Here is a 25,328-nt window from a genome sequence, read left to right as displayed (position 1 = left end):
GTGGTCAGCTTGCCTTACCTCACCCGTCGTGCGCTGCTCCAGCTCTTCAGCGACGCCCACACGCCGCGCGAGAGGCGGAAGCAGTCGACGGGCGTCGAGGAGCCCAGCGCCAGGAAGCGGTGCAGCTGGACGCCGCTCCACTGGAAGCCGCACTTCTCCAGCACCTTGCGCGAGGCCGGATTGGTGACGCGCGCACCGGCATGGAGATGCTCGTCCTCGAACTCCTCGAAGAAGAAGTCGATCGCACCGCGCGCGGCCTCGGTGGCAAAGCCCTGGCCCCAGTGATCGACGCCGAGCCAATAACCGAGCTCGGCACTATCGGGCTTCGAGCAGTCGATCCCGACCATGCCGACCGGCCCGCTATCGTGCTCGATCAGGAACACCGTCTCGCTGCCGAGCTCGGCGGTGGCGCGGATAAATTCGGCGGCGTCGTCCTGCGAATAGGGATGCGGCAGGCGCCGCGTGTTCTCGGCGACACGGCGGTCATTGGCGAGCCGGGCGATGGTCCTGACGTCGGCCAGCGTCGGCCGCCGCAAGGTCAGCCGCTCGGTGGCGACGACGCTGGGTCTCGCCTCCCGCAAGGTCACGCTCGAGAAATCCTGCAACATGTCCGGCTCCGTGAAAGTCACTAATTCGAAGTGAGCAAGTCAAAGAAAAGGGGAGGCCGGTTTCCCGCCTCCCCTGGAGCCTTCGATCTCTATGATCTCTGGGACTCCGCCGGTTCAGTCAGGACCCGGCGGACTCCAAATTTGATCCACCGTCTATTCAGCCGCCTCTGCGATCGGGAGTACCGATACGAAGGTGCGGCCGTTGGCTTTGGCCTGGAACGCAACACGGCCCTCGATCTTGGCGAACAAAGTGTGGTCCGTGCCCATGCCGACATTAAGGCCGGGGTGCCAGGTGGTGCCGCGCTGACGCGCAATGATGTTGCCGGGAGTGACGATCTCCCCGCCGAACGCCTTGATACCGAGGCGCTTGCCCTTGGAATCGCGTCCGTTGCGCGATGAACCGCCTGCCTTTTTGTGAGCCATGGCTCGTCTCCGAAATCCTGCGTATTTCTAGATCAATTCCTTGACGGAATCATTTCAAAATTTCTCACGCATCAATTCGTGAATTGGCGTGATCAATTCCATTTTATTCGGCGGCTTCCGTTGCCGGCTCCTTGGCCACCTTCTCCTTCTTCGGACGCGGGCCCTTGGTGGGCTTGGCGCCATCAGTCAGGATCTCGCTGATGCGCAGCACGGTGATCTCGTCGCGGTAGCCGCGCTTCCGGCGCGAATTCTTGCGGCGGCGCTTCTTGAACGCGATGACCTTGGGGCCGCGCTTGTGGTCGAGCACCTCGACCGCAACGGAGGCGCCCGCCACCGTCGGCACGCCCAGCACCGGCGTGTCACCGCCGACCACCAGAACTTCATTCAACTGCACGATCGAGCCGACTTCGCCTTCGATCTTGCCTACTTCCAGGACATCATCCGGCACGACGCGGTATTGCTTGCCGCCGGTTTTGATGACTGCGAACATCGTTTTTTTCCTTCGTGTTCAATCCCGGCCTCGCGACGAGAATCGTCCGGGCCGGCTTTTTGTCAGTCGCTATGGGTTTACATGCGTTTTGTGCGGGCGGGAGTTATCCCATTGAAAACCCACGCAAAAACAAGCGGCGCGAGAAACGCCCCGCGCCGGCTGCGGGACTTATAGCCGCCGAGCGCCGCAAGTCAAGGAAAAGCGGGCGAAAGCGCCCGGATTTGAAGGATTTGGTCCGCTCGCGACCTTGCAGGCGAATCTCGGACCGCCTTGCAACAAACCGGTTCCCTCGCCGTTGTCCCGGCCGGAACAGCTAAAAGCGGGCAAGGGCTCTCATGGCAACGGACGAACTGGTCAAGACGACGGGCATCGCCCATCACGGCGCGGAACGGCTGCCGTCGGTGGACATCGACAGCTTCAACATCGAGATGAAGGACGAGGACGGCTTCCTCGGCGACCGCGCCAGCAAGGGCGCCTTCCGCGACATCCTCGACCGCTGGCGCAAGCCGCTGCGCAAGACCGGCGAGGATCCGTTCGGCAAGGAGCCGTCGGAAAACGTCAGCAAGAAGACGCTGGACGCCATGCTTGTCGGCGACGACACCGAAGCCTCTGCGGTGGTGCACAGCGCGATCGAGGACTTTGCGCAGGAGCTCGCCTACGTCACCCGGCGCTTTCTCAAGACCAAGGCCTGGGCCAGGACCGAGCGCATCGTGGTCGGCGGCGGCTTCCGCGATTCCCGGCTCGGCGAGCTTGCGATCGCGCGTACCGAGATCATCCTGAAGGCCGAGGATTTCAAGATCGACCTGCAGCCGATCCGCCATCACCCCGACGAGGCCGGCCTGGTCGGCGCGCTGCATCTGGCGCCGTCCTGGATCTTCGAGGCTCATGACAGCATCCTCGCCGTCGACATCGGCGGCACCAATATCCGCTGCGGCCTCGTCGAGACCAGCTGGAAAAAGGCCAAGGACCTTTCGAAGGCCAAGGTCGTGAAATCCGAGCTGTGGCGTCACGCCGACGACGAGCCGACGCGCGAGGGTGCGGTGAAGCGGCTCACCAAGATGCTGAAGGGGTTGATCACCGAGGCCGAGAAGGAGGGCTTCAAGCTCGCGCCCTTCGTCGGCATCGCCTGTCCCGGCGTCATCAATGCCGACGGCTCGATCGAGAAGGGCGCGCAAAATCTTCCCGGCAATTGGGAGAGCAGCAAGTTCAACCTGCCGGCGAGCCTGATCGAGGGCATCCCCGTCATCGGCGAGCACGACACCGCGATCCTGATGCACAATGACGGCGTGGTTCAGGGCCTGTCGGAAGTGCCGTTCATGCAGGATGTCGAGCGCTGGGGCGTGCTCACCATCGGTACCGGGCTCGGCAATGCCCGCTTCACCAACCGCCGCAAGGACAACGGGAAGGACCGGGATTCCACGGAGAACGGGAAGAAAAAGGGTAAAGCGGACAAGGAGTAACCTTGACCGGTTAGGTTAAGGACCGGATTGCGTTGCGGGCTGCCTGCCGCACGTTAGGGTCGAATCGTCGCTTCCACTTGGCCGGCGAAGCCGCCCTTCCCGGCCAGTATTTCAATGAGCGGCACCGGGACCGCCAGTATTTACCGCGTCTGGCGGTCCCACCCCTCGGCTGTGCGCTGAGGCGTGATTCGGGGCCGATGCGCCGCCTCGGCGTTCGCGCCGGCGCATCGCCACGACATCGGCGGAACAGCTCGCGTCCAATTGCCCAAACGGCCGCCGAAATCCGGAACGGGTCCCGTTTCTGCTGTGCCATCGCGGGGTCCGGCCGGAAAACCCGCCTGATTTTCGTCCCCGTAGCCTTGTCTGGCCCGCCATCCTCGCCTATTAACGCCCCCAACCACAGGGGCCGCTGCTCCTATATGGCGCCTTCAGGAGAGGTGGCAGAGTGGTTGAATGCACCGCACTCGAAATGCGGCATAGGTGCAAGCCTATCGGGGGTTCGAATCCCTCCCTCTCCGCCATCTGCCCGCGACGTGCGAAAACCCCTATAAAACAAGGGGCGCCAAGAGCCCCCGGATTCGGTGGGGGAGAACCGCGGTGGAGAACCGCGGATCGTTCAACTTGTCGCAATCTGCCACCATTGCGCGGCTCGCGAAAGCCGAATCCTCCCAAAAACTGTCGTCTGGTCCAAGCCCGACCCATCGGGATGCGGCCATCGCTCTAGGCCTATCGGCGGTGGCGCCGGGTCTCCTGTGGCCTTAATCTGAAATTGCAAAGAAGAGATGAGACACCTAGGGAGGCTGCGAATGGAGAACGAGATCGACTTGATCCGATACAACCTCGGAAAAATCCTCGATCTCCTGCAATCGAGGTCGGGGAGCAGCAAACCGAATCCGCGCCGTATGATCGAGAACAAGGTGACGCGAACCATCCAGAACGGCGCGTTCATGGACGCCTTATCTGCAAACTACAAACGTCTGAAGTGGTTAGCTCCCCGTTCGGCAGACTCGATCTTTGACGAGGAGGTGAGCAGTTCATTGGCACGAAAAGAGTTGTCCGACGAGATCAGACGTCAAGCCAGAGATGAGACCAAATACTTGATCCCGTTCGCTTGCGTGCGCCAGGAAGCGGTCGGACACGGCGGCTTTCATACCGGCGCGTTGGGTTTCTGGAAGCCGCAGTTTCGGTGGATCTATGACTGCGGCGCCTGGCGCAAGAAAAGCGCCTTGTCGAACCGCATTCAGGCCTTTCTAACCAGATCACGGTCGGATCTATGTTCACCCGACGTCAATATTCTGTTCCTGTCCCATTTTGACGCCGATCACGTGAACGGGCTGGAGGAGTTATTTGAAGGATTTGCCGGCTCCCCAACTTCAGTAAAAATGGTCGTCGCGCCCTACCTCTCGCCGCGCGACGTCGTCGCCACGATCGGCAGGGCTGCTGAGGCCGGCAGGCATAGCGCTGATCTCATCCGTGCCGTCGCCGATCCGGCCGGATACTTTGGTGACAAGGGGGTGGAGACGTTGGTGTTGGTTCGGCCTGACGGTCCGCCGCCTTCGTCGTCGGAGGGCCCGGGCCGGGTGCCGACCTTGCCCACGCCGCATCCGCCTGACGGTGATCGGTTGGGCCTTGCATTTTTCAACCCGGATGGAAAATCCATCAGTTTGGATCCTCCTGAAAAAGGAAAGATCCACGTGATCGTCGCAGATCCGGGGTCGTTCTTCGAAATGACGTCGTACGGCCAAGCGCTGGACTGGATCTTTCTCCCCCATGCCCACGAATGGCGGCTTAACCGCGCGAAGATCGCCGACGAGTGCCGCCGAATACTCAAGCTCGATCCCGATGCGCCCGGCTTCAATCAAGCGCTTATCGAAAAGCTGAGGACTCGGGTCGGTCTGAATGACGTCAAGAAGCTCTACTGCGGCATGAATTCGAACGGGACTTCGATGTCCCTCTACGCGGGACCAAGAACTTCAGCATCCAACCGGGTCGTATACAGGAAGAAAAGCCGCTCTACGGGCTACGTGGCAACGACGAGTGCGCCAGGCTGGTTGCTCACGGGAGATGCACCGCTGAATAATCGAGACACGTTCGCCCAATGGAAGGGATCATTCGAACCGGTCGCAAGCCTCGCCGGCCATATGATGCTGCCGCATCACGGCGCCGAAAGGAACTTCAACAAGAGCTTGATTTCGTATGCTCCTGCAGCGATGCCGTTTCTCACGGTAGACCGCGACGACTACGTGGCATTCAAAAGGCCGCCTCTGAAGGTCAGGACCGCCATCAAGGGGCGTTTGGTCCCTGTGACCGAGAGGAAGTCCCTTGCGGAAGTAAGCGGCGAATCCAGAGGCATCCCGCACGCCGATGCCGTGTTGAAGTGGTAGCGGGCATCATCTGCTCCGACAATGAACCGTTTGGCTTGGAACATGAGGTTCAATCGCCGAGCTCCGAGAGATACCGGTCGACTATGATCCGAGTGAGCTGCTCTCCTCTCTTGGTGAGCAGCTCAAGGTTGTCGTGGGAGATGGGTGCGAAATCGGTGGGATAATTGTTCACTTCCTCTCGCCGCACTAGGTCTGGAGGACAGCACGGAAGCCGATTGTCCTGCTGGCCGAGATAGACCATGCCGAATGCTTCCAGTTCGCCGCATTCCACGTATTGATGCAATCGCTGGTAAGTGGCGTCCTGCACCTTGCGATGGACTGCAGAGAAGGATCGCGCCACGCGACCGATCCACCAGAAGTGGGTGCCTTCGCTTTCCATCTGTCCTGCGCCGGCGTTCAAGCTGATGATGTGGGTGGTCGGGTAAGCAACGGTGATGTCTTGCGATCTTCCGGGCTCGAGAACCGAAACTCCCAGATTCTCGAACACGCCGCCGTCAGTTAACGCGACCGTGGCGCGGTGCTCGCGACCGCCTTTGCGGAAATCGAAAGTTTCGATCAACGGAGGAAGAAGTATCGGAAATGCGGCCGATGCCGCCACGGCTTTCGCCACGGTTGGCGTCGGTCCGGTGATATCGCCGTATCGCCATCCACCGGACCGGCGCGAACCGAAGCGAAATGCGGTTCCTGTCCGCAGATCGCATGCGTTGACGACGACTTCGAGGTCGGATCTGGCGACTTCCGACATCGTCGTGCCTCCGAACAGGCGGCGGGCCAAGGCGCGCTCGAACGCGCTTGTTAGGCTCGCCCAGATTGGCAAATTCCGCGCAACTGCGGCAAGCCCGCGCTCGATACTGATCGAAGGAAGGCCGACCAGCCGGCGCACTAGCGAAAGCAGCATGCCTGCGATGCCCAATACGATTGAGACCGTTCCTGCGACAAGCAAAGTAGCCAAGATCTTGGGAAGCTGAGCGGTGAAGAGGACCTCGCGGGCGATTGCGCCCTGAATTCCGCTTCTGAGAAGAGAAACGACGTTCTTGTCGAACGTGTCGAAGTCGGCGGGACCGTATGCGTAGTACGCGCCGAGTACGCTTCCGCCGGACACTGTCGATATGACTCGCACCTTCGACAGGATCTTCCGGTCGTGCAGTGCCCGCAGGCATCCAAGATGAAAGGCCATCGCCCGCGCACCGCCACCGGATAGGGCGAGCGCGATGAATGGCTTTCGCCCTTCAGTGTTCGTATTCGGAGCGTTTGTAGACATTGCCGGAAATCACAACGTTCGCGGTGGTGCCGCCCACGATCAACATCAGGAATTGGCGTCCGAGAAATTCATCGCCGCCTAGCAGCTTCGCCATCGCGGCGCGGTCCGTGCCGCTCGGTATCGGCATCCCTCCCGGGTGCGTGTGCCACATGCCCACGAACCGCACAGAGCCTCTGGTACGCTTCGTCTTCTCTGCGTGCAGGTCCTGCACGCCCTCGACTCCGCAGACGAACCCTTCTTCGGAGGCGATGCTGTCTGGGGGAGGGCCGCTGGCTTCGTCGATCCAGATTGTCTTGAGAAATTCATCGGCTTCGCCGAAAAGGATTCCGCCCGTCTCTACGCGAGGACCACGCAGTCGCTCCGATCTTCGGACCCAGGACAGGATCGCCGTCCGCGCCGATCGGCCGAGGTGCAATCGGTAGCCGTGCCGAAAGTCGGTCAACAGATCGTTCGGCGCCCAGTCAAATTCGAGCTCGGCCGGTAAGCGCGCCTTAGGTCTGCGATTGGAAAGATCCAGGGCATAGCATCGGTGTCTGGGCTGCTCTGCTTCGGAAAGCCAGGTGGCGCCGACGTTGAACATGCGTGACGTGAGGCAGAGTACGTCGGCCGCTGACCCACGGAATGTCGGATCGGAACAGCCGGGCTCCGGTTGAAAAAGACGCTCACGGTCCGCGGACACTGGCCAGAACTCGTCGAGAAATCCCTTACCCCGGCTGGAGTTTGCGAAGGCTATCTTGCTCAGGCGATCGACGTGCAACGACATGCCCGGCGACGCTGATGTCGCCAGCGTCATGAGAGCGATATCGCCATTGTGACCCAACGCCATAGTGAGCAAGGGAGGGTGGCTCTTCGGGAGCTCCCTGAATTGGCGTTCCCACGCCACCGCTACCGTCCGAGAAGCCGTCGCATCGACGATCACGTCGGCCTCGAGCAAAGCCGCCAGCCACTCATCCTCGCGGAGCACTTTCCGGATGTCCCGACCGAGGTGCACGGTCTCGACATCCGGATTTGCGTAGCTCACGTTGCGCGCGGTCGATTGAGCCTTGCCATAGCCTATTTGGTAGCGATCGAATTGTTGCCGCACCAAAATGCCGGGCTTGACGATCGAGTCGTCGTACAATTGCAGTTTTCTCGCGCCCGCGCGCGCCGCCATGATCGCGATGCTGCTTCCGATCGCGCCGCAGCCAACGATGGCCACGTTCTTTCCGGTCCACCATCCCGCGGGGGATCGCGAATCGCGCCTCTCAACGATTTCCGAACGATCTTCGAGAACTTGGCACCATTCGATCTTGGCCTCGACGGCCCAGGCATAGAATTCGTCGATGTCGATCGGATTGTCGGGCGTCGAGGCGAGTGCGGCATCGCATAGCTTCTTTCCGCGCTCCGGGTCGATGCGCCAGCAGGCGAGATGTTGCTTCCGCTCGCCCCCAGCCGTTCCGCGCATCGCCGCACCCAGCACGAAGATGACCGGCTGATCCGCATTGGTCCGTAGCGCGCCCAGCGTGAGGCTCAATCTTAAAATCTGGATGGGAACGCCGATCCCGACGAGATGGTCGAGCAGCTCCATCATCGTCGCGGGATATTCGTGCGGCATGCCGGCCGGCAGCAGGACCGCTGCCGCGACCCTGCCATCCGGGATGGGTTCCGAGTTCTCGATCCAAGCCCCGAGCTCGATCACGGTCTCCGATTCCTTGGTAATCCGCGCGTAACCCGCCCAGAACGGCGGGGCCGGCTCCGGGGTGTTCTGGCGCGGCACAACCCTCAGCTTGCTGGTTGAGTACGCGATCGGAGGATGGAGCGGCAGGCCGGTCGGATCGAGTTCTCCCGCGGCCGCCGCACGGAGCCAGGCGTCGACGCGCGTCAGGAATCCGAACATGCCGTCCGCCGGCTGCCACTCGGTCTCCGACGCCTGGTAAAGACAGATGTAATCGCCCCACTGTACATGGGAAAAGTCGGCATAGTTCTTGTGCGTGAAGTAGAGAAGCGGTCTGTCCAAGGGGAAATCGGCATGCACCTTGACGGTCAGGCGCTCGCGGGCCCTGAACGGGATCCCGCCTTCCCTGTGTTCGTAGCGGGACAGATCGACCGAAATCGTGGCCGACAGCAGACCTCCTTCCGCCGTCGGCTCGACGATCTCGACGACCTCGAACCACTCGCCGGATGCGCGTGCGATCTCGTCGAGCTGCTCGACCGCCCAGGCCTGCCCTTCAGACCGCATCCTAGCCGAAGCCCACCTTCGCGGTCGGGGGCGCGCTGCTCCCGCGAGCAGCCGCGACTGCCGCATCCAACGTATGCCGCGCGCTTTCGGAGATCGCGTAGTTGTCGCCGCCCATGCGGATGCCGTTCCCCGTCACCGTGAAGATGATCGGACGCACCTTTTCGGGGGTGCTGAATTCGCCGGTGCAGACGAAGCCCGTGTTCACGATCTCCTCGTATCGATTCCTAGCCCTGCGATGGGGCGGATTGTCCCCCGAGCTGTTGGCATGTGGAAATTCGTCGGAGCTCGCCACGATGTATCCGACGTTGAGTTGGCAAGCCTTGAATTCATCGAGGACGTCCTGTTGCAGCACGTCGTTCTCGTACATCGCCTTCTTCGAGCAGTGATGCGGCGAGAGCAGCACGTTCCACTTCAGCATCTCGTCGTTTCCGTGCCAGTGGGTCTGCTGGAAGATCTGCATCAGGACCGGATAGGAGATGTCACCCAGCAGCAAGCCCCGCATCGCCTGCTGCGAGTTTCCGATTGTCACCTGCATTGCGAGACTGGTCTCATTGCGTGCGTCTGCCTCACCCTCCTTGAAGGGGGCATGGACGAATGCGTGAAAGCGATCTCCCGCCTCGACGCCATCGATCTTCGTAATCGATTGGCCCGGACGCGTGTAGAACCCCTCCTTTGGAAAACCGTGGTACCGCTCGCCCGGCTGGAAGAGGTTGCTGTAGCCGATCAGGCGAACCCTGTTTCCAGGTCCTGCATCCCCGTTGACCGCGATCATCCGCTCGGCGCGCCGGCGGGCTTCGTCGCGGAAGGCTTGTGCGTCCGGGCTAAGATCAGTTTTGCTTTCTCGAAAGATGCGCGGCGTGTGCCAGATTTCGCCGATCGTTACCCGCTTGAGCAGGTCCTTGAAGCCGCGGCAGTGGTCGAGATCGGGGTGGGTGAGCGCGAAAACAGACAGATAGGGCTTGCCGCCGCGCTTCGGCAGCTTCTCGACCAGTTCGTCTACGATCGGAATATGCTCGTTACCCTTTTCGGCCGCCATAACTTTGTCATTGATGTCGATCTGCACGACTTCGTCGTTACTGACGACGATTGTAGTGGTGTCGCCGCATCCGACAGGCCAGAACACGAAGGAAGGGCCGCTCACGCCTGCAAACATTGAATCCTCTCCAAAAAGCGATGCGCTCACAATCTTGGATAGATGGAATTTTTCCGCTCGCTTTCAAGAAGGCGCATCCTCACCTTAAAAATAAAAATGAGGTGGATGGTTTTCCTCCGGCGCTTGAACCGGCCGAATCGAAGCGGGGATGCCTCCGAGAACAGGTGACCCCCGCAGGGCACCCGCGGAATGGTGCGCGCTTGCTTTGGAGCGCCGCCCCTACACGGTCTCGACCGCAGCGGTTCGATCCCGCGCCGGAAGATCGACGCTCGAGGACTCGCGTTCGCCCATGCCACGGCATCTTTATCCCCTACGTTGCATCCTGGTAGTCTCGCCGCGACAGGAGATGAGATTGGGGGACACCGCGAACTCGGGGAAGATGGGGACCGACTGGACAGCCAATCAGGTCGCCGCGGTCGTCGCGAATTATTTCATGATGCTCGAACGCGAGCGGCTAGGAGAACCGATCGTCAAGGCCGAGTTGTACAGGCAGCTCGCATCCGAAGTCGGCAGGTCGACCAAGTCGATCGAATGGAAGCTTCGGAACGTCTCGGCAGTACTCGAGGAGATCGGGATTCCATGGCTTCCCGGGCTGCTGCCTGCTCACAATTACCAGGATGCGTTGGTCGAAGCTGTCGGCGCGCAGGTCGCGCTGCACCCGCAACTTCTGACGGATCCAGCGGCGTCCGAACCGCGCTTTACGGCCGCGGGAGTGCCGGTACTGGTCGATCCGCCTGCATTCGGCAACTCGGATCGGGATCAACGCCCGGAAGCCCTCCGACGTCTTGTGAGAACGTACGACCCGGCGGAGCGAGACGAACTCAACCGATCGCTAGGGCGTGCCGGCGAGAGGATGATCATCGACTTTGAGCGGCTACGATTGAGGCGCGTGGGTCGAGACGACCTGGCCTCCAAGGTGCGGTGGGTCTCGGACCTCGACGGCGACCATCTGGGCTACGACATCAGATCATTCGAGCCCGACGGTGAGGAGCGGTTGATGGAAGTGAAGACGACGAACGGCCACGCGCGCACGCGGTTCTGGCTGTCCGCTAATCAATGCGAGATCGCCGCATCGAACCCCGACATCTATCGGGTCCGGCGGGTCTATCATTTCCGTAACGGGGCGCAGATGTTCGACGCCAAACCTCCTCTGGAGGCCGGTCTATTGATGAAGGCGGACAAGTACGTCGTCGTTCCACGATAGGGCCCGCAGCGGCTGGATGATCATTTGATGTTGGCGCCAATTGTTGTCGCGATGTCCTTTTCGTCGTCCGGACTGCAGCCGCAAAAGTAGCTTTTGTCCGCGGGAGCCGTACCGAATTGCACGGACCGCTCCGAGGAGCGAGCTCCGGGACTGACCACGTAGCTCGTCTCCGAATTGCCGGGCGAAACGACGAGGCAGCCCTGGAATCTCGCTTCGAATCGGCGCAAGGCCACCAGTTGATCAGAGGTGGACACGGTTATTGCGGCAGGATCGGCCGAGCAGGCATAGGTCGAATACACGACTTCGGGAACGAACGAGAATTCGTAGCAGCGTCGAAGCGCCAAGTGGGCGATGCGCTGGTCCCAACCGCCGCTGCAATAGACGTGCGAGTCCTTGTCGATCTGCTTGAGCACGTTCGCCAGGCCGACGAAATGTGAAGCCCCGGAGGAGGGTTCGGCCGCGTAGGTGAATTCTGGATTCATTCGATTGTACAGCCACAACCCTGCAAGGCCGAGAAGAACGACGACGGCGCCGCCTATCGCGGCGGCGATCTTATCGCCGATCGTGTCGGTGATCTTGTCGCCGACCTTCTTCGCAACCGAGCCCAGAAAACTCATGTCGACCTACTGTGCCGATATCGGAGGCTGGCCGGGCGTTACAATCGGGAGATAGACGGTACTCACAAAGCGTCCGCTTCCCCACGTGGCGGAAATGGCCAACGTTGGAAGTCCAGCCGCGATTTCGCCCCGCTCCAGGATCTCGTGTTTCCCGCGCTCGTCGGAATATGTCGGTGCCGCGGCGCAAGTGATGGGGTCGTCCTTGCCCTGATCTGGCTGGTTGAACTTGCCGTCGTTGGAGGAAAAGAACCCCCTTGCACAAGCTGAAACGCGCTCACTCGAACGTATCAGAGCGCTGATCAATTCGTCGGGCACTTGGTTCACCGGCGCGGAAGCCGCCATGAGGGATGCGAGTGCCACCGCGAGTCCCTTGGGGTCGCGCAGCATCGGCTTGTCCGGTTTCCGGACGAAATTGATTGCTTCAAGAACCTGGCCCGCCGGCGGGCTGGTCGCCACAGCTCCGTTGATGGAGAACACGCACGTGCCGCTCTGGCGGTCCTGCGTCTTGCTCACTTGGGATCCGGGGTGAACCGCTACGCTGGCTCCCTTGTCCGGCGGCCCCGCGCAAGGGATGGTGGTGTCGCTTGCGGATGCGCCAATACAGGACGCCGTCAGGATCGCCAGCACGGCGACGAAAAAGCACCGCATCGTTCCCCCCCCCTAGAGCTCGGACGCCGAAGAATAGCCAAGCCAGCGACTATTGCAATTGAGCAACCAGACTGAATCAACCTGTGCGGGATCGTTGACCAGTTAACTTCCCACCGCTTCGTTTTCCCCGCATTTCTGGCCGCCGAACGTGCGGGAACCTTTCTTTCCGCTATCGCATGTGCGCAGCGTGGAATGTGCCCTCGGCTGGAGGTGGGGCTGTCACCGAGTGAGGAGTAAACAAGCATGCGAGGCATTAGAGCTATTTCGATCGACCCGGTGGCGCGGTCGATCGCCGCAGTCGAGATCAGCCCCGAGGCGCGCATGCTGCGCAGCTTCTTCGGGGAGAAGCCGAAGCTGGCGGCGAGGTTGCCGAAGGGTGACTCGCTGCTTACGACAGCCCTAGGGTATGGAGAGGCCTTCACCGTCGGTGGAACGCGCCCGCTCGTCGGTCCCGGCTTGATCGTCGGACGCCGGGGCGAGTGGGGCCACCGCTCGTCCGCACGCATCGCTCTCGACGACGTCGTCACGATGGTGCGCTGGACCTCGGTCGAGCTGCCCCCGCGGCCAACGCTCCCTGAGCCGCCGGCAAGCGTGCGCGCCATCGTCATCGATCCGAAGCTGGGCATCGTCGAAGAGGAGGTGATCGCCGCCCACGTGCCGGCGGCCGAGCGCCTGTTAGGCGGCGCGCACGACTGGCACATCCGCCTGCCAAGCGGTGACTTCCTGCTTTCCGCGAAGACCGACCGGAATTACCGCTGGTGGGTCCGATTGTATGGCGAAGTGAAGCTTATCGGCCGCTGCGTGATCGTCGGTCATGACGACGAGACGGACTACTTCGCAGACGCGACGGTGAGGCTCGATCAACTGCGGAAGTGGGTTGATTTCCGCGGGCCCGACGACAAGTCCTGGGTCCGCTATTCCGATCGCCACGTGACGGCTGCGTCGGCGGAGGCCGAGTAACGTGCCGCGGCGGCTGCCGCGAAAGCCGGACGCACTCAACCGTCGCAGCGCGGCACGAAGGAAGCGCTCCATGCGATCGCGTCCTCGCGTGTACAAGCAGGCGGTCGGTTCGGCGTGACGGTTTACGACACTGGCGAAGGGTCTCGGCGCCCGGTGCCGACCTTCCCGAATGGCCGCGATAGTTGCAGGAGGCGACGACTTCGATTGTCTAGCCCAGTATTATTGCGGCGATTCCTGCCCGGCATGCGAGCAAGAGCTCTTGAGACCGATGGATCCCTGGAGATGGCGCAGTGAGCAGACAATTCACCGACGGAGAGATCGGAGCGGCGATCAAGGCGCTCGCTGCCGAGGGCGTGGCACTGACGCGCGCCTCTGTCCGCAAGCGCCTGGGCGGGGGCGGCTCGACCCGGATTTCCGCCCTCTTGAAGGAGTACGCCGATGGCCTCCCTGGACCGGTGAGACAGTCCGGACCGATCCGGTCCGGCGGTCCAAGTGGTCCGGACCGGCTCAGTCCGGCCGGTCCGGTGTCCCTCCCTAACCAAGGCAAGGCGGCCCGCGTAGCGGCCGGCAACCCTTCGGAGGAGACCGCTGCGTCGGCTCCGGCCCGACCGGCGGGGGAGGATTGCGGGCCGGAGGGCGGCCTCGCACGGCTGCAGAGCGAGATCCGGGTGCTCAAGATCCTGCTCGAATCGGAGCGCAACGCCCGCCGCGAGGAGGAGGCCAGGCACGCCCGGACCATCGAGGCCCTGCAGCGCGAGATCGAGCTCGCCAGCCGCCGGTGAAGCAGGCTGTCGGACGGGTAGGGTCTGAATGGGCTGCGGGAGTTTTGCCTCCAATTTGAAGCCGCGGTCATGCTCGGACTCGGAGAGATCGTATGGCAGCTCTGGACGTACCCGGCGATGGCGTTGGCGAGCAGCACCAAGTCGCCGTGCACCACGGACATGCTGCCGCACACGCCCGGGCAGGGCGGCCGCGCTGTCTTCGTCGGCTCGCCGGTGCGCCAGTTCGCGTAGCCCTTGCAGTCCGACTTGTTCAGAGCGCCGATCTGGATGTCACCACATCGCGAGCATCACGCCCCACTTCGACGGGCAATCCGCATGCCGCTTCCTGAAAGCCGCCTTCTCCTCCGGCGTGGTCGTGCTCTGTGATCCACAAAGCGGCGACCGCGTCGAGGGCGATGGAATGCGAATCGAAGAAGCCAGTGTCGGCGCCCTTCTGCTGGGGCTCCAGCAGGCGCAGCGGCCTCCCCCTTGCATTCGATAATCGACGGCGTCCCCGATGATCCCGCTGAGATGGCGAACCCGTCGGCGACACCACCGTCGCCTCCTCACGATTGGCGCGGCCGTCCACGCCTTCGGGGTTCAGCCTTGCGTCCAAGCATCTTCTCCAGGTCCGCGACGAAGGTCTTGTCGCCGATCGGCCAGCCGCGACGGACCGCGGCCTCGAGGCGCTCCTTGGCGCCGGGATCGACCTCCGTTCGCATGAACTGCTCGAACGGGCCGATCCGCTGCGCGAGCGGTTCGACCGCTACGACGCCGTCACTCTTGCCGGACGCATGAGCCCGAGCGCTCGACCACGGCCAGGCCGTCGGGTGCTTGACCGTGTTGCCGTCGACAGGGTTGTTGAGGACGTACCGGACCGCGTCGAGCAGGTAGCGCTCGTCGAGCGCCGCCGACCAGAAGCGGCCTTGCCAGAGGTAGCCTGTCGTCTTGTTGCGCCTGTTGATGACCGTGGTGTAGCGGCGGTGCGTCTCGCCTACCGTCCGCGCCAGAGCCGCTTCGGTATCCGGCCGCAGGATCAGATGAACGTGGTTGGGCATTAGGCAATAGCACCAGACTTCGCATCCACCGGCGCGGGCCTGCTCAGCCAGGATCGAAAGATAAAGACGGTAGTCGCCGTCGTTGAAAAACACGCGGTTGCGCTGGTTACCGCGTTGGGTGACATGGTGGGGGTGACCGGGCGCGACGAATCGGGACGTGCGAGCCATGGCGACCTTCATGATCAGGCGTTGTTAATGTATCGTGTCCCTGTTTTTCAATGCAACCTGATTGGAGTTCTTCTCGTTTGATGTCTTTTGGCGCTCCTACCAACCTGCGAACCAATTTAAGTTGGAATCCTGATTTGTGTTGATTTCCAGCTACTTACCTTGTGTCTTGATGATCTCGGCGTAGGATCATCACACTTCATTTCGGTATCATTCTGCCGCGGTTTCCCGTCAGCCTGCGCCATTTTCCGTCGTTTCGTGGGTACTATGCGACCTGCGGTCATCGGCCCCACCGACCAAGCCTAGGTTCCATACCCTCGTTTTCGAAGGTTGTTGTGAAAAATATCCACAATCCCTGAGTGTGCATCGGCCTGACGACCCCGCCCGACGTGACGAAAAAGCCCGCCGGCGGCCGCCGGCGGGCTTGGGTAGGTGCGAGGGTTTGTCTACCCTATTTTCGTTTTCTGCGGGGCTGCCGCAGGATGGTCTTGCGGGGGCGCCCGCGCCGTCTCTTCAACACCCCTGCCTCGATCCACCAGCGGCGGACCTGGCCGGATTTGATTCCGCAGCGCTCGGCGATGGCGACGCGCTTCCAGAGGGCGTGAGTGCTCTCGCCCGGCCTGCGGCCGGCGTAGGCCCCGATCCAGATTTGCTTCCACTCCGCGACGGTCCGTTCGATCGGGTCCGGCACCAGCCGCATCATCTCCCACCCCCTGATCAGGTGCTTGTTCGCCCTGAATAGCTCGACGACTTCCCGGAGCCTGAGCTTTCCCTCCTTCTTGAGGGCGTGGAGGTGGTCGAAATACCGGTCCCTCAGGTCGAGGCGGAATTTCTTCCATTTCTTCTCGTTCTTCGGCCACGCGACGGCGCGCAGCTCGAGCACGACCGGATTCTGCTCGAAGGCCGGCGAGACCTCCTTCCATCTGTGCTTGCTAGGCTCCGGCAGATTTCTGGGCTGCGACCGGATCCAGACCAGACCGCGCTTTCCCGTGAAAGCGCTGGCGGCGCCCGCCAAGGGATGGTTCTCCTCGAGAAAGCGCCGCAGCTTCGGCAGCGGCACGACGTAGTTGGGAGCCGCGACGTTCCGCCTGAAGCACCTGGGCCCCGAGACCGCCAGCACCATCTCGCCGCTCGTGCCCGGCGGTATCGTCATGTCGAAGAAGTCGTGCATGCGAGGGACGATGCTGCGGGTATCGATGCCCATCCGCTCGCCGATCCTGGTGCAGATGAAATGCAGCGTTTCGTGGCGCGACGTCGGCTCCCCTTCGGCGAACAGCAGGTCGCCTTCCTTCCTGTCGTAGGCATCGCGAATCCGCCGGAAGGCGAGTTGGGCGATCGGGAGCAGATAGGCCGGCCGCGGCGCGCGCTCGTCCGGCACCAGAAGACGACCGGGCCGTTCGGGCGACCAGTGCTCGCCCAGGCGGATCCGGGTCGCCTGCAGAAACCCGACGCGAGCGCAGGCCGCGGCCCCTAGCAGGCCGGCGATCATGGTCGCGGACTTCGGATACGGATAGTTGTCCGGCATCATCAGGGCCACCACGTCCGCCGGTGTCGGCACGGGGCAGGGCGGCCGTTCGTGCTCGGGGGGCGGCGGCAGCGGAGCCCGATCGGCGAAACCATCCATCATGCCGCGGCCCGCGCCTTGAGATCGGTGACCAGCTGCTCGACCAGATCGGGCGCGAGTGAGGTCGGGGAAACGCGTTTGAGGTCCCGCCAGCGGATGTCGTCCTTGGGGATGCGGTCCTTCCTGGTCGGCATCTTGTCCCAGTCGACGTGGGAATAGTTCTTCTTGATGGTGTCCTCGTCGTTGCCGAAAACGTCGGCAACCTCCGTGAAGGTCACGCCGCAGTAGCCCAGCAGCGTGACGCCGCCATGCTTGCACTTGTGGGCAGACTTCTTGACGCCGGAGCGCTTCAGGGCGTCGTCCACCTTGTTCTTGAAGTTCTTCGGCGGCTTCCCTTTTTCGTGGATCACCCATACGGGCTTGAAGCCATATTTGGCGCCGAGCCGCTCGTCGTCCTCGTGCCACCCCAGCACGATCTCCGTCATCATCGCCAGCAGGTCGCTGCGGCGTTTGGGCTTCTGGCGCGACTTGACCGCCTGGGCCCCGTTGCGCCAGATCACGCCGTTCTCGTAGTCGATGCAGCCGACGTGATCGTTGAAGCCCCACGCGAGCTTGCCGTTGGCGTCGTATCTTGTCCCGGTCAGGAAATAGAGCAGGAAGAACCTGACGAGCCAGCGCTGCTCCTCGCGCGGGACGCGGACGCGCTTGCCGCCCTTGGTCGCGTCGAACCCGAGGCAGGCCCACAGCAGGGCCATCATGTCGTCGTAGGTGTAGAACGGCATCTCGCGTTCGATGAAGTCCGGCCACTCGAACTTCGCCGGCAGCACGGGGAGCTTCTTCTTCGCCGCGAACCATTCGATCGCCCATTCCAGGCAGGAAAGCTCGTCCGCGATCGGCGAGTCCTTGAGATTCTCGGGATCGCGCTTGCCCTTCTTCAGTTCCTGCACGATCCGCCGGCCGTAGTAGTTGCGACCGGTGTCGATGTCGATGTCGCGCAGGGCGAGGCCTTCGAAGATGCCGGAGAGATGGTCGACGCAGTTGCCCAGCGCCTTCCAGCGCCGCATCTTCTTCTTGCGGTCGGGTACCCCCTTCGCCGGCTGGATCTCCTGGATCCAGCGCCGCAGGACGTAGTTGACCTTGAACGACAGCGGGTCGCGCTGCGCGCCGTCGTCCTCTAGATACTTCCTCGCCGACTCGTAGGACGTGTAGTGCACCAGAGCGAGCGGGCTGCTCTCCGGCTTCATCGTCTCGGGCACGGCGTCCACGCCGGTTGACGTCGGGACGCCGCGGTCCATGATGACGATCTTCGGAGCGCGCCCCTCGTGACCCTTGCGCACGTCCAGATACGGTCCCGTTCCGGGCGCCTTGCGGCGTCTGCGGGAAAGGTTGGCGTGGAGCTTCAGGACCGCCGGCAGTTCGTCGTCCTTCCACTGCATGGTCACGAGACCGCGCAGCAGCTCCTCGACGAGCGGCGACACCTTCGGCAGAAAGGCCGAGTTGGCGAGATCCTCGGCATCAAGCTCCATGCCGCACCCCGCGGTCTCGTTCGGCGAACAAGCGCACGATGCGCTGGTGCAGCTGGTCCATCCGGGACTGTACGGCCATGAAGGCTTCGGGATCCTTCGAATAGACGCCCGACCGCGTCGGCAGGGCGAGGCGGTCGCGCAGCTCGCAGCACTTGATCAGCGCATCGACGGCGGCGGCGAGGTCCGAAAGCGGAAGCTTGGCCGCGATGTGGGTTTCGAGGTCGAGGCCGCGGCGCGCGGCCCGTGTCTGCTCGTAGCTCCGCCTGGCCGGCGACAGGGCAGCGATCGCGTCGGCGACGGCGGCGGGATCGACGGGGTCGACCGTCCGCATCGCGCGGTTCGCCGGACGCAGAGCGAAGTCGAAATTCTCGCCGTAGTCTTCGGCGATCGCGCACAGGACCCGGGCCTCTCCTTCGGCGGTCGGCGTAACGTCGACCAGCTCTCCGCCCGGGCTGCGCCAGATCGCGTGGAATTCGCCCATGAGAAACAGGCGGTTCGCCCAAATCGCCCAGGCGTGGACGAGCTGCCCCCTGTGCAGCCGCATGTGATCCAGTACGTTGCGTTGGCACATGCCGAGTTCGGCGCCTGGAAACGGACGGACGTCCACGTACTGCGGGTCCGCGGCCCCCAGCTCTCTGCCGAAGGCGGTCACCGCGGCATCGATGGCGTCGGGCGTGGTCTGGAACATCGGATCCTCGGGCTCGTATCCTGAATAGGAGGCGACTTTGGCCAAGGGCATTGGAACAGTCTCCGGGCCCATGATCGGGCCGGCCCACTCCTAAGCCCCGCACCAGCGAGTCGCAATGCGAAAATCGCAATGAAGTTAACGAAAGGTGGCTATTCGGTCGCGATCAGCATCACCCGACCGAATTGGGCGACCAGGCGTCGCTCGATCGAAAGCGGTCTTCTGGTAGGACGGGCCGGGTCGACCTCGTTAAGGGCAACGAAGTGCAGCACCGCCTCATCGCTGCCGACGCACCGCAGGATCGCGATTCTATCCGGCCGCGCTCCGTGCCGGTCTGCCGGTGTTTTCATGCGCAAAAAGACGTCCGCGTTGGCCACCGGAGGCCGGTTCGGGTGAACGTAGAGCACCTCTCCCGTTCGCGCTCTGGGCGACAACGCGTCGTCCGGAGCGAAGAGCGCGAAGGCTCCCACCACGCCGATGCATTGCGGGGGGCAGGGGCGGTATTCGATGGGGCTTCCCTCCGTCAGGCGGAAGAAATGGGGGCCGTCCGGCTCGATCGGTCCGTAGACCGGAATGTCCTGGGAAAGACGCGTGCGCGGCCTCGGTCCCGGAAGTCCCTTCTTCGCCCGGACGTCGTTCGCGCGTGCTCGGCTCGGCCCGGGCACGGCGCCCTGCGGGCTGCCGTCGAAGAAACCCCGGATGGCGCGGGCTTCCTCGGCACCGAGCTTGCGTCTTCCGTCGAGCAGCCGACTCACGCCGGAGGCATCGATCCCAAGCAGTCGGGCGATTTCCCGCTGGGTCTTCCCGCTGTCCTCCAATCGGTTCCGGATCCAGGCCGCGTCAATCCAATCGTCTTCGCTCAAGGATTCCTCCGGCAGGCTCGCGAACGCGGCGACATTACCCTGCGGTTGCGTAATCCGCAATGCGGTGGCTCCAAGCTACTCTCTTCTCTCTCTCTCCCTCCGGAAACTTCAGTCCGACCGCAGGATACGGCGGAGGAGTTCCCGGTCCGAGGGCCTCGGCGCAGCCGCCGGAGGCGGCTGGCCCGGCTTGTTCCGGGGTCCGCACACGCACATGCGTTCGACGGCCAGACGGTTCGTCAGGATCTTGCCTGCGATCTCGACCACATCCAGGCGCTGATCGCGCACCGCCGTGCGGAGGCTCGTCGTGGTCAAAACGCCTGGAAAGAACAGCGCCGCGGCCTCCGGCAACGTCATCATTTCGGATTCTCCCCATTGATCTGGATGAGGCCGGTGTCGCACCCGCTCAGGGATGGACGGACGACCGGAGACAAGCCGGTCCGCCTCCTGGCCGTCGACGCCGCGGGGGTTATTCGGAATTTCGGCCTTGGTTGCCATGGGTGCCTTTCGTTGAGAGGATCTTGCAGAGGCGAAGCGTGGGCTTCCTGTCACGATCGATGAGTCCTTTGCGAACCGCGGATCCGAAGGATCCAAGAAAATTCCGGAAAGCCGCCTATTTCGGTTTCCGATCCTTCGCTAGGATGCGGCGGTGCCGTTGGTCGGACGTCCACCCGTCGTGCGCGAGACCCGACGCGGTATGCGACCGAGATGCGCCACCACGATGCGGTCGACCTCCGTGCGATCGGGTGGCGGCGCTCGGCGAGCAGGCCGCGACGGCACCGATCGCCTCGCGGTGGGCGGCGACGAGACGGGCCGCTCGCCGTTCGAGCCCGACCAGGTCGTTACCGACGCGTTCACGCAGGCCCAGGTCGAGCGCGACCGCGCAACATTTACTCGGAGCCGGCGCCGAAAAGACAGCCGGGCCGCGGAAGCCGTAGGCAGCGAGAAGAGCGGCGACGAAGGCCCTCGAGTGCACGGCGAGCCTGATCTCGGCGCCGGTCATGTCTTGGACGAGCGGACCGAACGCCGGTTGTGCTTGGTCGGCTTCTTCATGCGGCATCCTCGTATTCGCGGGGGCCGATTGGGCCCCTTTTACGAACTCAGGTGAACCGGAGCGGAGAAAGGCAGCGCCTCCGTCAGTCGCGGTCGGAATAGCGGTCGTACGCGTCGATGCGCCTCGCGTCGATGTCGACGTCCCGCCGGTAAATTTCGCGCATGAGAAAGCTACGTTCGTCCCCGATCGCGTCTTCCCGGACATCGATGAACCAAGCCTTGATGCCGCCGTCCCCGCCGGCATCCCAGCGGTACCCCCTCCTCTTCAGCGTCTCGCGGAACGCGTAGGGCGCGCCGACCGCACGGATCCGCCAGCGCGGTGTGCGGGACGATTCGATGAGCACGTCGAGCGCGCGGCGGCCGCTGACAGGAAGCTTCCGCGCGAGTAGATCGATGCCGGCGCGGCAGTCGTCGGCCGCGCGATGGCCGTTGTGGAAGAATCCGAAGCCGGCGGCGAGCTGCCCGAGTCTCACCCCGTCGAATCCTTCGTCCGCCCACGGAATCTCGCGCCAGGAGCAGGCCCAGGGAAGATGCCGGAACGCGCCGCAGAACCTCTCGGCGAAGCGCCGGTCGAAGCCGGCGTTATGGGCGACGACGAGTTCGGCGTCGGCGACGAAGGATTCCACTTCGACCGGATCGATCGATGCGCCGGTCAACATCGCGTCGGTGATGCCCGTGAGCGCGGTCACCTCGCGCGGAACGGGACGTCCCGGGTCCCGCAGGCGATCGAAGGATTCGTGCACGGCGAAAACGCGGCCGTCGGCCGCGAAGTCGAACGGCACCATCGCGAGCTCAAGGATCTCGTCCACGGTCGGATCGAGACCCGTCGTTTCGACGTCCAGGAAGATGCCGCGATGCGCGGTGCTTCCGTCGGGCTCGTCGTAGAGGGACCGCGGCTCCAGGCGCCGCAGGATCCTGTACCGGCCGCTCGCCTCCAGCAAAGCGGCCGCTGCCTCCATCTGATCCACCGCTTCCACTCCCGCTCTCCCTGCAAAGTCCTGCCGCCACGCCCGGCCCGCGCCGCTGCGGCCTCCGGATATCGGTGATCTAGGGCGCCAACCAGATGGCCTTGTTCACCGGCACCCATTTGCCGGGCGTGTGGGCACCGCACAGAATCTTGGCGGCGATCGAAGTCGACGGAAAGGCGACGGCGGCGACGAGCCGACGCCGGTCGGAGACGCCCGGAATCGCCGACAGCACCTTCGCATCGAACAGCTCGTCGCGACGCGACCGCGTGAGCGCATCGACCGAGCCGTTGGTCTCCTCTCTGACCTCGGATCCGGCGGCGACGACGAAACGGTCGGCGGCCCAGTAGCCCCGAGCCCAGAGCCCGAGATACCGCATCTCGAACTCGTCGGCCCCGAGCGGCGCGCTGGTAACCCCGATCGACATCGGACCGCCATCGACCGAGTCCCCGGCGCTCTCCGCCGCGGGTGGCGGCTGGCGCGGGGAGGGCTCGGATCCAGCCGGCACGAAGATCCTGCAACCGGCATCGTACAACAGGCGCAATGCGTCGCCGTACACGCGGTCGTGGGTGGCCCGGACGGCAGCCGTCATCCGCGGCTGGACCGGGTTCAATCCCTTCGCCACCGTCACGACGCCGCAGTCGATGGCCTCCCGCGTCAATCGGAATTGAAAGTCGAGGCCGAGAGCCTTGTCGAACGAACTGTCGTCGCAGCCGGTGACGACGAAGACGTCGCGGCCGAAACTCTTGGACGGGTCGGCGCAATGATCGGCGAGGCGACGCGACACCCGATTGCTTTCGCCGACGTAGGCCACGCGTCCGTCGGTCATCAGGTAGCTGCCCGGCGTCGCCAGCAGGTCCGCGCCGGAGACCGACGCCAGATCGCTCATGGGAAACGCGTGGACTACGACGCGGCTCGCGCCGTCGGAGATCACGCGATAGCCTCCGAGCCCGCCGTTCGGGCGGTGGATGATGGTGGTCGTCGAACGATCGGTCATGTTGCCCCCGATTGCTGTTGATGGATGGCAGGCGCCGCATCGCGTGGCGGCGCCGTCATCCCGGCGCGGGAGGATGGTCCGCGAAGATCCGGCGGGCTTCGACGCCGGACAGGTGCCGCTTCGCGACGAGGACGGAGGCGATGGCGTCGAGGGCTGCGCGATGCCGGCGGACGATGGTGACCGCAGTTTCGTGGAGGCGGACGAGATCTTGGTCGACCAGTCGTCGCAGATTCGGATCGATCCGCAGGAGGTCCATCGCCGATTGAGGGTCGCCGAGATAGGCCAGCCCCCCGCCGAGACCGGTCGACAATCGCAACGAGGCGACGGCTCTCGTCGCCAAGGCCAAGTCGCTCGACTCGTCGCCCCCGGCATTCGCGGCGCAGTCGCCGTCGTAGACGACGACCTCCGCCGCACGCCCGCCGAGGTGAACGATCGTACGGTTCTCGATGCTCGCGCGGGTCTCGATGCTCCGCCGCCGGCGAAAGATCGTGCGACCGAACGCGCCGCTATCGCCCACCAGGTCGATAGCGACCAGCTCCTCTTCGTCGAGGGCGAAGGCGGTCACCGCGTGACCGGCTTCGTGATCCGCGATGCGCCGCAGAGTCGAAGCGTCGAGATCGACGGGCGGCGCCATGGCCTCGATCAGATCCTCCACGCGGACCGCGCGCTTTTCCGTGCGCGCGGCGCTCTTAGCGACCTTGACCGCTGCGGCGAGCTCGGCCGGGCTTCTGCCGATGCCGATCTGGCCTATAGCCGTCAGGTCGGCGTCCGCGAGACCCCCGGCCAGATGATGGCGCACGATCGACACGATCCCGTCCGGCCCCGGAGCCGCGAATGCGATCACGCGGTCGAGGCGGCCCGGGCGTATCAACGCGGGATCGACGCGGTCCGCGTAGTTCGTCGCTGCCCACACGAATACGCCTGGGCGGTCGCCGCCGGCCGCCGAATCCAGGAGCGTGAGGAATTCGGCGACGACGGGAGTCCACCAACTGGACGCGCGCGCGTCCTGGTGCAGGGCTGCGCGCGTGGGCAGAGCGTCGATCTCGTCGAAGAGTATCGCGCACGGCGCGCCAGATTCGGCTTTGGCGAAGGTCTCGCGCACGGCCTTGATCACGGAATCCAGATATCCGGCCGAGGTCGCGAAAAGTTCGGATATCGACGTCGCGACAAGCGGGATGCCGAGGTGCGCGCTGAGCACGCGGCAGAAATATGTCTTGCCGAGGCCCGGCGGCCCCGCGAACAGCGCGTTCGTTCCGACCCCGATTTCATGCCACTTGAGCCTTCCGGCCTTGTAGTCGGCGAACTCCCGGCCGAGCGCCAGAGCCCAGTCGCGGGCCCGCCCATATTCGACGGCATCCTCCATCCGAGGCAGGCGATCGGTGCGCGGTGAAGACAAGCGACTGGCGGAGCGACGGATGCGCTCGACGATCTCCGCCGCGCTCGAGCCGGCGCGGAAGCCGGACACGATGTCGTGCAGGTCGAGGGTCCCGAGACCGTCGATCCGCTGCGGATCGACGGTGTCGCCGACGAACAGAGCGATGGCGCGGTCGAGTATCTCGCCGTCGATCCTCAGGTCGATCGTGATGTCGGCCCCGGCGGCGAGCACGCGAGGAAGCGTCGCGACCGACGGCGCGATGCCGACGACCATCCGCCCCTTCGCGAGATGTGCCGCGACCTCGCCGTTTCCGACCTCCGCCTTGTGCCCCGACTTGCTGGAGCCGTCTCGCGCATAGACCCGCGCTTTCGGGTTCAGGCGCTCGATGGCCGTCTCGACCGGCGCCACCCAGGCGGCCGCCGGAACGCGGATGATGACGGCGAGCGCCTCCGGACCGGACAGGCGAGCCCGCATATCGTCGGTCAACGCCGCCTCCAGCACCGCGTCCACGACGCAGCGGGCGGGGTCTGGGCGTTCGCGCGGCGCCAAGTTCTCCTCGTCGTTCGCGACCGGGACGACGGAATCCTCGTTCTCTCCCGCGACGTCCGTCTCGTCGTCCGGGCCTCCCCATTCCTCCGCCGCGACCGCCTCGGCAAGCGCTGCGAAGCCGCGCTTTCCGGACCGGCGGATCTCGTTCGCCTTCGGGCCGGCAGTCTTCGCGCCGTCGTCCTGATGCTTGGCCATCATGCTCCTGACTTGCGTTGCGGTCGATGTCGCCGCGTGTCGTGCAAGAATTCGATCGCCGTCGGCGATGCGGCCCCATCCGCGGACGTCGATGCGCGCGGAATCGAGGGACGTGGCGCACACAAATGGACCGTCCCGCGCGAGGTGTG

Annotated in this window: 25 protein-coding genes and 1 tRNA gene; 8 read left to right on the top strand and 18 right to left on the bottom strand. The window is 63.9% G+C overall.

Features of this window, described 5'->3' with window-relative positions:
* Positions 1-14: 14 nt before the first annotated feature.
* From XH87_RS12040 to rplU, 3 genes are all read right to left on the bottom strand, one after another.
* On the bottom strand, positions 15-608 hold the full coding sequence (locus XH87_RS12040; RefSeq protein ID WP_271522180.1) for a GNAT family N-acetyltransferase: 594 nt from the start codon (positions 606-608) through the stop codon (positions 15-17).
* A gap of 153 nt (positions 609-761) precedes the next feature.
* Positions 762-1,031 carry a 50S ribosomal protein L27 gene (gene rpmA, locus XH87_RS12035; protein WP_008538809.1) on the bottom strand — a complete coding sequence of 90 codons (270 nt, stop codon included), beginning with the start codon at positions 1,029-1,031 and terminating at the stop codon, positions 762-764.
* 103 nt (positions 1,032-1,134) lie between these two features.
* Positions 1,135-1,521: a 50S ribosomal protein L21 gene (rplU, locus tag XH87_RS12030; RefSeq protein WP_100236419.1), complete on the bottom strand. Its 387-nt coding sequence runs from the start codon at positions 1,519-1,521 to the stop codon at positions 1,135-1,137.
* A gap of 335 nt (positions 1,522-1,856) precedes the next feature.
* On the opposite strand from rplU, the gene XH87_RS12025 reads away from it, so the two are divergent.
* From XH87_RS12025 to XH87_RS12015, 3 genes are all read left to right on the top strand, one after another.
* Positions 1,857-2,981, top strand: coding sequence for an ROK family protein (locus XH87_RS12025; protein ID WP_271587429.1), 1,125 nt, complete (start codon positions 1,857-1,859; stop codon positions 2,979-2,981).
* A gap of 431 nt (positions 2,982-3,412) precedes the next feature.
* Positions 3,413-3,502, top strand: a tRNA-Ser gene (locus tag XH87_RS12020).
* 285 nt (positions 3,503-3,787) lie between these two features.
* Positions 3,788-5,365, top strand: a complete 1,578-nt coding sequence (locus tag XH87_RS12015) for a hypothetical protein (RefSeq protein WP_271587428.1) — start codon at positions 3,788-3,790, stop codon at positions 5,363-5,365.
* A 49-nt stretch (positions 5,366-5,414) separates the two neighbouring features.
* Here the strand turns inward: XH87_RS12015 and XH87_RS12010 are convergent, their stop codons facing one another.
* The 3 genes from XH87_RS12010 to XH87_RS12000 are packed head-to-tail and all read right to left on the bottom strand — an operon-like array spanning position 5,415 to position 9,997.
* The gene (locus tag XH87_RS12010; protein ID WP_271587427.1) at positions 5,415-6,626 is read right to left on the bottom strand and encodes a patatin-like phospholipase family protein; all 1,212 of its coding nucleotides are present in this window, start codon (positions 6,624-6,626) and stop codon (positions 5,415-5,417) included.
* Positions 6,595-8,844, bottom strand: a complete 2,250-nt coding sequence (locus XH87_RS12005; protein WP_271587426.1) for a ThiF family adenylyltransferase — start codon at positions 8,842-8,844, stop codon at positions 6,595-6,597. The genes XH87_RS12010 and XH87_RS12005 overlap by 32 nt, the downstream gene beginning before the upstream one ends.
* Before the next feature lies 1 nt (position 8,845).
* Positions 8,846-9,997: a hypothetical protein gene (locus XH87_RS12000; protein ID WP_271587425.1), complete on the bottom strand. Its 1,152-nt coding sequence runs from the start codon at positions 9,995-9,997 to the stop codon at positions 8,846-8,848.
* 352 nt (positions 9,998-10,349) lie between these two features.
* Between XH87_RS12000 and XH87_RS11995 the strand changes: the two genes are divergently transcribed.
* Positions 10,350-11,201 carry a DUF3883 domain-containing protein gene (locus tag XH87_RS11995; RefSeq protein ID WP_442868262.1) on the top strand — a complete coding sequence of 284 codons (852 nt, stop codon included), beginning with the start codon at positions 10,350-10,352 and terminating at the stop codon, positions 11,199-11,201.
* A 20-nt stretch (positions 11,202-11,221) separates the two neighbouring features.
* Here the strand turns inward: XH87_RS11995 and XH87_RS11990 are convergent, their stop codons facing one another.
* Together XH87_RS11990 and XH87_RS11985 are read right to left on the bottom strand one after the other, a co-directional pair.
* On the bottom strand, positions 11,222-11,818 hold the full coding sequence (locus XH87_RS11990; protein WP_271587423.1) for a hypothetical protein: 597 nt from the start codon (positions 11,816-11,818) through the stop codon (positions 11,222-11,224).
* A 6-nt stretch (positions 11,819-11,824) separates the two neighbouring features.
* Complete coding sequence (locus tag XH87_RS11985; RefSeq protein ID WP_271587422.1) at positions 11,825-12,466, bottom strand: hypothetical protein; 642 nt, start codon at positions 12,464-12,466, stop codon at positions 11,825-11,827.
* A gap of 276 nt (positions 12,467-12,742) precedes the next feature.
* Between XH87_RS11985 and XH87_RS11980 the strand changes: the two genes are divergently transcribed.
* The 3 genes from XH87_RS11980 (at position 12,743) to XH87_RS11970 (ending at position 14,439) form a co-directional block, all read left to right on the top strand.
* Positions 12,743-13,426, top strand: a complete 684-nt coding sequence (locus XH87_RS11980; protein WP_271587421.1) for a hypothetical protein — start codon at positions 12,743-12,745, stop codon at positions 13,424-13,426.
* A 290-nt stretch (positions 13,427-13,716) separates the two neighbouring features.
* Entirely contained in the window at positions 13,717-14,208 is a 492-nt protein-coding gene (locus tag XH87_RS11975; RefSeq protein ID WP_271587420.1) for a DNA-binding protein, read from the top strand.
* Between the two features lie 69 nt (positions 14,209-14,277).
* Complete coding sequence (locus XH87_RS11970; protein ID WP_271587419.1) at positions 14,278-14,439, top strand: hypothetical protein; 162 nt, start codon at positions 14,278-14,280, stop codon at positions 14,437-14,439.
* 19 nt (positions 14,440-14,458) lie between these two features.
* Here XH87_RS11970 and XH87_RS11965 read toward each other — a convergent pair whose 3' ends face one another.
* The 7 genes from XH87_RS11965 to XH87_RS11935 all read right to left on the bottom strand — a co-directional run bounded on the left by XH87_RS11965 (position 14,459) and on the right by XH87_RS11935 (position 20,543).
* The gene (locus XH87_RS11965; protein WP_271587418.1) at positions 14,459-14,803 is read right to left on the bottom strand and encodes a hypothetical protein; all 345 of its coding nucleotides are present in this window, start codon (positions 14,801-14,803) and stop codon (positions 14,459-14,461) included.
* Positions 14,754-15,425: a transposase gene (locus tag XH87_RS11960; RefSeq protein ID WP_271587417.1), complete on the bottom strand. Its 672-nt coding sequence runs from the start codon at positions 15,423-15,425 to the stop codon at positions 14,754-14,756. Before XH87_RS11960 ends, XH87_RS11965 begins: the two co-directional genes overlap by 50 nt.
* Positions 15,426-15,861: 436 nt before the next feature.
* Positions 15,862-17,037, bottom strand: coding sequence for a hypothetical protein (locus tag XH87_RS11955; protein WP_271587416.1), 1,176 nt, complete (start codon positions 17,035-17,037; stop codon positions 15,862-15,864).
* Positions 17,034-18,500 carry a hypothetical protein gene (locus tag XH87_RS11950; RefSeq protein WP_271587415.1) on the bottom strand — a complete coding sequence of 489 codons (1,467 nt, stop codon included), beginning with the start codon at positions 18,498-18,500 and terminating at the stop codon, positions 17,034-17,036. The genes XH87_RS11955 and XH87_RS11950 overlap by 4 nt, the downstream gene beginning before the upstream one ends.
* On the bottom strand, positions 18,490-19,239 hold the full coding sequence (locus XH87_RS11945; protein ID WP_271587414.1) for a hypothetical protein: 750 nt from the start codon (positions 19,237-19,239) through the stop codon (positions 18,490-18,492). The genes XH87_RS11950 and XH87_RS11945 overlap by 11 nt, the downstream gene beginning before the upstream one ends.
* A 98-nt stretch (positions 19,240-19,337) precedes the next feature.
* Entirely contained in the window at positions 19,338-20,048 is a 711-nt protein-coding gene (locus tag XH87_RS11940) for a LexA family transcriptional regulator (RefSeq protein WP_271587413.1), read from the bottom strand.
* 108 nt (positions 20,049-20,156) lie between these two features.
* A complete protein-coding gene (locus tag XH87_RS11935; RefSeq protein ID WP_271587412.1) occupies positions 20,157-20,543 on the bottom strand; it encodes a hypothetical protein in 387 nt (128 codons plus the stop codon).
* Between the two features lie 223 nt (positions 20,544-20,766).
* Here XH87_RS11935 and XH87_RS11930 point away from each other — a divergent pair, with 223 nt between their 5' ends.
* A complete protein-coding gene (locus XH87_RS11930; protein ID WP_271587411.1) occupies positions 20,767-21,153 on the top strand; it encodes a hypothetical protein in 387 nt (128 codons plus the stop codon).
* Between the two features lie 28 nt (positions 21,154-21,181).
* On the opposite strand, the gene XH87_RS11925 is transcribed toward XH87_RS11930, so the two are convergent.
* The 3 genes from XH87_RS11925 to XH87_RS11915 all read right to left on the bottom strand — a co-directional run bounded on the left by XH87_RS11925 (position 21,182) and on the right by XH87_RS11915 (position 25,179).
* Complete coding sequence (locus tag XH87_RS11925) at positions 21,182-22,075, bottom strand: 3'-5' exonuclease (RefSeq protein WP_271587410.1); 894 nt, start codon at positions 22,073-22,075, stop codon at positions 21,182-21,184.
* Positions 22,076-22,145: 70 nt separating this feature from the next.
* A complete protein-coding gene (locus XH87_RS11920) occupies positions 22,146-23,060 on the bottom strand; it encodes a hypothetical protein (protein ID WP_035666687.1) in 915 nt (304 codons plus the stop codon).
* 55 nt (positions 23,061-23,115) lie between these two features.
* A complete protein-coding gene (locus tag XH87_RS11915) occupies positions 23,116-25,179 on the bottom strand; it encodes an AAA family ATPase (protein WP_271587409.1) in 2,064 nt (687 codons plus the stop codon).
* Between the last annotated feature and the right edge of the window lie 149 nt (positions 25,180-25,328).

The sequence above is a fragment of the Bradyrhizobium sp. CCBAU 53415 genome, assembly GCF_028128735.1.
Classification (GTDB): domain Bacteria; phylum Pseudomonadota; class Alphaproteobacteria; order Rhizobiales; family Xanthobacteraceae; genus Bradyrhizobium.
The sequence above is the reverse complement of the archived record's forward strand: the minus strand, read 5'-3'. Positions and strand labels throughout refer to the sequence as shown.

Excerpts from the sequence above, each read along its gene's own strand:
- XH87_RS12040 (WP_271522180.1), bottom strand. The coding sequence starts at position 608 with ATGTTGCAGGATTTCTCGAGCGTGACCTTGCGGGAGGCGAGACCCAGC.
- rpmA (WP_008538809.1), bottom strand. The coding sequence starts at position 1,031 with ATGGCTCACAAAAAGGCAGGCGGTTCATCGCGCAACGGACGCGATTCC.
- rplU (WP_100236419.1), bottom strand. The coding sequence starts at position 1,521 with ATGTTCGCAGTCATCAAAACCGGCGGCAAGCAATACCGCGTCGTGCCG.
- XH87_RS12025 (WP_271587429.1), top strand. The coding sequence starts at position 1,857 with ATGGCAACGGACGAACTGGTCAAGACGACGGGCATCGCCCATCACGGC.
- XH87_RS12015 (WP_271587428.1), top strand. The coding sequence starts at position 3,788 with ATGGAGAACGAGATCGACTTGATCCGATACAACCTCGGAAAAATCCTC.
- XH87_RS12010 (WP_271587427.1), bottom strand. The coding sequence starts at position 6,626 with ATGTCTACAAACGCTCCGAATACGAACACTGAAGGGCGAAAGCCATTC.
- XH87_RS12005 (WP_271587426.1), bottom strand. The coding sequence starts at position 8,844 with ATGCGGTCTGAAGGGCAGGCCTGGGCGGTCGAGCAGCTCGACGAGATC.
- XH87_RS12000 (WP_271587425.1), bottom strand. The coding sequence starts at position 9,997 with ATGTTTGCAGGCGTGAGCGGCCCTTCCTTCGTGTTCTGGCCTGTCGGA.
- XH87_RS11990 (WP_271587423.1), bottom strand. The coding sequence starts at position 11,818 with ATGAGTTTTCTGGGCTCGGTTGCGAAGAAGGTCGGCGACAAGATCACC.
- XH87_RS11985 (WP_271587422.1), bottom strand. The coding sequence starts at position 12,466 with ATGCGGTGCTTTTTCGTCGCCGTGCTGGCGATCCTGACGGCGTCCTGT.
- XH87_RS11970 (WP_271587419.1), top strand. The coding sequence starts at position 14,278 with ATGCTCGGACTCGGAGAGATCGTATGGCAGCTCTGGACGTACCCGGCG.
- XH87_RS11960 (WP_271587417.1), bottom strand. The coding sequence starts at position 15,425 with ATGAAGGTCGCCATGGCTCGCACGTCCCGATTCGTCGCGCCCGGTCAC.
- XH87_RS11955 (WP_271587416.1), bottom strand. The coding sequence starts at position 17,037 with ATGATGGATGGTTTCGCCGATCGGGCTCCGCTGCCGCCGCCCCCCGAG.
- XH87_RS11950 (WP_271587415.1), bottom strand. The coding sequence starts at position 18,500 with ATGGAGCTTGATGCCGAGGATCTCGCCAACTCGGCCTTTCTGCCGAAG.
- XH87_RS11945 (WP_271587414.1), bottom strand. The coding sequence starts at position 19,239 with ATGCCCTTGGCCAAAGTCGCCTCCTATTCAGGATACGAGCCCGAGGAT.
- XH87_RS11935 (WP_271587412.1), bottom strand. The coding sequence starts at position 20,543 with ATGGCAACCAAGGCCGAAATTCCGAATAACCCCCGCGGCGTCGACGGC.
- XH87_RS11930 (WP_271587411.1), top strand. The coding sequence starts at position 20,767 with ATGCGGTCGACCTCCGTGCGATCGGGTGGCGGCGCTCGGCGAGCAGGC.
- XH87_RS11920 (WP_035666687.1), bottom strand. The coding sequence starts at position 23,060 with ATGACCGATCGTTCGACGACCACCATCATCCACCGCCCGAACGGCGGG.
- XH87_RS11915 (WP_271587409.1), bottom strand. The coding sequence starts at position 25,179 with ATGGCCAAGCATCAGGACGACGGCGCGAAGACTGCCGGCCCGAAGGCG.